General features: G+C 57.9%; 3 protein-coding genes. All 3 read right to left on the reverse strand.

What is annotated here, in order from left to right; translation table 11 throughout:
* Window positions 1-735: 735 nt before the first annotated feature.
* The 3 genes from csrA to NV64_RS02880 all read right to left on the reverse strand — a co-directional run bounded on the left by csrA (window position 736) and on the right by NV64_RS02880 (window position 4,447).
* Window positions 736-921, reverse strand: coding sequence for a carbon storage regulator CsrA (csrA, locus tag NV64_RS02870; protein ID WP_072166264.1), 186 nt, complete (start codon window positions 919-921; stop codon window positions 736-738).
* 246 nt (window positions 922-1,167) lie between these two features.
* Window positions 1,168-3,798 (reverse strand): alanine--tRNA ligase, encoded by a 2,631-nt coding sequence (gene alaS, locus NV64_RS02875; protein ID WP_056232209.1) that lies wholly within the window; start codon window positions 3,796-3,798, stop codon window positions 1,168-1,170.
* A gap of 136 nt (window positions 3,799-3,934) precedes the next feature.
* Complete coding sequence (locus tag NV64_RS02880) at window positions 3,935-4,447, reverse strand: regulatory protein RecX (protein ID WP_056232206.1); 513 nt, start codon at window positions 4,445-4,447, stop codon at window positions 3,935-3,937.
* Window positions 4,448-4,598: the final 151 nt, after the last annotated feature.

The following is a 4,598-nucleotide window of genomic DNA, read 5'->3' on the forward strand; positions in this document are numbered from 1 at the left end:
AGAGTTAACACTCGCACTTTGGCACATCTGATGCCGCAAGGTTGGAGCGTCCATCTCATTATCCCTGCGCTCGGCCGGGCACGTCCGTGTGCCCGACGGTCCGCTAACCCGGATCCCCTCCGATTGCCCTCAAGAGCCGTGTTGCTGCCTTAAAACGACATCGTGCCATCCGGTCACTATGCACTCTGCACTCTGCACTCAGTAATCAGTAATCAGTAATCAGTAATCAGTAATCAGTAACCAGTAACCAGTAACCAGTAACCAGTAACCAGTAACCAAATTTAGCATCGAACTGTTTTATGTTTTATGCACAGCAACTCAGTAGCTTATAGGGAGGCCGTTGGGGGGACAGGTTAGCCGGGCGTACGGCGCAGGGACGCGCCGTCCGAGCCCACAGGGAGGTGTTTACGGCGACCCGGCGATCTGCCCGCCAACGGCCGACCCTGCCCCCTGCCCTCCAGCGATACCTTTGGCAGCGATAACCTGACCTCAGCGATACCTTTGCCAGCGATAGCCTGACCTCAGCGATACCTCAGGCATTGATAGCCAGCCCTCCAGCAACGCCTTTAGCAGCGACAGCCATGCCAGAGGCTCTCTGAGTCAGAAAAAGCGAGATCCGAGCAAAAAGAAACAGCGGATTTGGAACTTTGGAGCCAGGGGAGAAGTTTCTGAGTAAAGCGGAGAAAGCAGGAAAAGCGGTTGCGCCTCGCTGCCGGGAGCGAGGCGCAGGATCCGTTAGTAACTCGATGGCTGAGTTTTTTCGGCCTGAATACGTTGATAAATTTCTTCGCGATGCACCGAAACTTCTTTAGGGGCGTTCACACCGATACGAACCTGGTTACCTTTAACACCCAGCACAGTTACAGTCACCTCATCACCGATCATGAGGGTCTCACCAACTCGACGAGTTAGAATAAGCATTCTTTGCTCCTTGAAAGATTAAAAGAGTCGGGTCAACTGTACCCCGGCATTATCCATCATATAACGCGAAATGTAGACTATGACAAATACACCATTTGTGCACCTGCTTGCCAATACATTCTGCTGATATTTAGTTTAGCCGAAAAGCCCACCGTCAACCTGACTTTATGATTACCGGGCGTACCGCGTTACCAAAGCGCCGGAGCACGCGTCTCCGGCCCTCTGTCACGGTACTTCATTATTGTCTTACAGTTTTGCTGCCACCCACGACTCAACGCCGGCCAGCGCCGCAGGCAGTGCCTGAGCATCTGTGCCACCCGCCTGAGCCATATCCGGACGACCACCGCCTTTACCGCCAACCTGCTGGGCCAGTTCGCCCACCAGCTCGCCGGCCTTAACGCGATCGGTCAGATCTTTGGTCACCCCGGCAATCAGAGAAACCTTACCGTCGGCCACCGTTGCCAGCACAATCACCGCAGAGCCGAGCTGATTTTTCAGATCGTCCACCATGGTACGCAGCATCTTAGGCTCGACGTTGTTCAGCGCGCTGACCAACAGTCTGGTGCCTTTCAGCGCGATCGCCTGGCTGCTCAGTGAAGCACTGTCCTTCGCCGCCTGCTGATCTTTCAACTGCTGCAGCTCTTTTTCCAGCGCGCGGGTATGGTCGAGCAGCGCGCGAACTTTTTCATTCAGGTTGCTGCTGTTGGCTTTTACCAGCTGCGCAATATCCTGCAGCTGCTCGCTCTGGCCGACCACCTGGGCCAGCGCGCCCGCGCCGGTCACCGCTTCAATACGGCGCACGCCGGCGGCGGTGCCTGACTCAGAAAGGATGCGGAACAGGCCGATATCACCGGTCCGGTTGGCGTGAATACCGCCGCACAGCTCGGTAGAGAAGTCTTCCATGCCCACCACGCGCACGCGGTCCTCATATTTCTCGCCGAACAGCGCCATCGCGCCCTTCGCTTTCGCCTCTTCCAGATCCATCACCTGGGTTTCAATCGCCAGGTTACGTCGGATCTGCGCGTTGACGATATCCTCAACCTGACGCAGTTCCTGCGGCTTCATCGCTTCGAAATGCGAGAAGTCAAAGCGCAGGTACTTATCATTAACCAGCGAGCCTTTCTGACCGACGTGCTCACCCAGCACCTGGCGTAACGCCTCGTGCAGCAGGTGGGTCGCCGAGTGGTTCAGGCGAATACGGCCACGACGCTGTTCGTCGATCGTTGCTGCGACGCGATCGCCCACGCGCAGCGTACCGCTGTTCACCTTACCGATATGGCCGAACGCTTTGGCATACTTTTGGGTATCGGTCACCGTGAAGCTGACGTTACCGGCGCTCAGTTCACCGGTATCGCCCACCTGGCCGCCCGACTCACCGTAGAACGGCGTTTCGTCCAGCACCACCACGCCTTCCTGACCGGCGCTGATTTCATCAGCGGCTTCGCCGTTAACGAAGATGGCGGTCACCGTAGCGTCGGTCAGCGCCTGCTGCTCGTAGCCTTTGAAGTCGGTGGCTGCGTCAAGACGGATCACGTTGCTGTAATCGGCACCAAAGCCGCTGGCGTCACGGGCACGCTGGCGCTGCTGCTCCATGGCGCGTTCAAAGCCGGCTTCGTCGATTTTCAGATCGCGCTCGCGGCACACGTCAGCGGTCAGATCCACCGGGAAACCAAAGGTGTCGTACAGGCGGAACACGGTGTCACCGTCGAGGGTATCGCCCTGCAGGTTCGCCAGCTCGTCATCCAGCAGCGCCAGACCGCGCTCAAGGGTTTTGGCAAACTGCTCTTCTTCGGTTTTCAGAATCTGCTCAACCTGCGCCTGCTGACGCTGCAGCTCTTCTCCTGCAGCACCCATCACTTCAATCAGCGGGGCAACCAGCTTCCAGAAGAAGGCACCCTGTGCGCCCAGCATATTGCCATGACGCACCGCGCGGCGAATGATGCGGCGCAGCACGTAGCCACGGCTCTCGCTTGACGGGATCACGCCGTCGGCGATCAGGAAGGCACAGGAACGGATGTGGTCAGCAATCACCCGCAGGGATTTGTTGCTGAGGTCGGTCGCGCCGGTCGCCGCGGCCACCGCTTTAATCAGCTTAGCGAACAGGTCGATCTCGTAGTTAGAGTTGACATGCTGCAGCACCGCCGAGATACGCTCAAGGCCCATACCGGTATCCACCGATGGCTTCGGCAGCGGCTGCATGGTGCCGTCAGACTGACGGTTGAACTGCATAAAGACGATGTTCCAGATCTCGATATAGCGGTCGCCATCCTCTTCCGGGCTGCCCGGCGGGCCTCCCCAGATGTGGTCGCCGTGGTCAAAGAAGATCTCAGAGCACGGGCCGCACGGGCCGGTATCGCCCATCTGCCAGAAGTTATCGGAGGCGTAAGCGCCGCCTTTGTTGTCGCCGATGCGGATAATGCGCTCGCGCGGCACGCCGATTTTCTGTTCCCAGATGTCGTAGGCTTCGTCATCGGTCTCGTAGACGGTCACCCACAGTTTCTCTTTCGGCAGGCCGAACCACTCAGGGCTGGTCAGCAGTTCCCACGCGTAGGCGATCGCTTCAGGCTTGAAGTAGTCACCAAAGCTGAAGTTGCCCAGCATTTCAAAGAAGGTGTGGTGACGCGCGGTATAGCCGACGTTTTCCAAATCGTTATGCTTACCGCCGGCGCGCACGCAGCGCTGCGAGGTGGTGGCACGCGAGTAGTTGCGCTTGTCCTGGCCTAAGAAAACGTCTTTAAACTGGTTCATCCCGGCGTTGGTAAACAGCAGCGTCGGGTCGTTGTGCGGGACGAGGGAGCTACTGGCTACAACCTGATGTCCCTTACTCTGGAAAAAGTCGAGAAACGCTTGACGAATCTCCGCAGTGCTCTTGCTCATATTTGTCCTGGAATCACGCTAAAGAACGTTTCGTGGTCTGGGCGGCCCGGTATTGCTGCCGGCAACGGCGACGCACGAACAAAAAGTGGTGAATAAGATAAATTTTCTTCCGGGGGAAGTAAAATCCCATTGCGGGTCAATCGTCAAAATTTGCGAAAATAGCGCGGATATCCTCGCTAAAGAAGCCTTTGCTCATCAGATAACGCTGCACTTTGGCCTTTTCCTTCCAGTCGGTGGGAAAAGGCAGGCCAAACTTGCGTTCCGCCAGCACAAACGCCTGGCGCGCCCAGTCGATTTCCGCCGCAAACATCGCCTGTTCAATCAGCTCTTTCGCCACCCCGCGCTGCCCCAGCTCCAGGCGGATGCGCTGCGGCCCGTAGCCCTTACGGCTGCGCGAGCTCAGGTAGCGTTCGGCAAAGCGAGCGTCGTCCAGCCAGTTGTGCTGATAGCACCAGGCCACCACCTGGTCGATCTCCTCGCTGCTCAGCGGTTCCGGCGGCGTCTCCTGCTTTGCAAACTGCGCGGCGCGTTCGGTTGAGATCACCAGCTTACGGCGGAACTCGCTTTCGCTGTGATCGCGCATGGCCAGAATACGCGTGGCCCGCTCCAGCAGTTTGGTCTGTCGGTTTCGTGCGGTGGAGTCTGACATTGGGTATTCCCCTGTGTTGAGGCCGGTGAATGAGGTAAGGGTAACGCCGGGGCAAAATCCTGGCGAGGAGAAATCACGGCAAGCCGGCAGAAGCAGCCGTTTTTCGACAGATAAGGCGGGTATCCGGCGTCATGGCGTGGTAACCCGGTGC

Source organism: Erwinia sp. B116, assembly GCF_002865965.1.
In the GTDB taxonomy this organism is placed as follows: Bacteria; Pseudomonadota; Gammaproteobacteria; order Enterobacterales; family Enterobacteriaceae; genus Erwinia.

What these genes read in the sequence shown, in the direction of transcription:
- csrA (WP_072166264.1), bottom strand. Translation starts at nt 921, where the DNA reads ATGCTTATTCTAACTCGTCGAGTTGGTGAGACCCTCATGATCGGTGAT.
- alaS (WP_056232209.1), bottom strand. Translation starts at nt 3,798, where the DNA reads ATGAGCAAGAGCACTGCGGAGATTCGTCAAGCGTTTCTCGACTTTTTC.
- NV64_RS02880 (WP_056232206.1), bottom strand. Translation starts at nt 4,447, where the DNA reads ATGTCAGACTCCACCGCACGAAACCGACAGACCAAACTGCTGGAGCGG.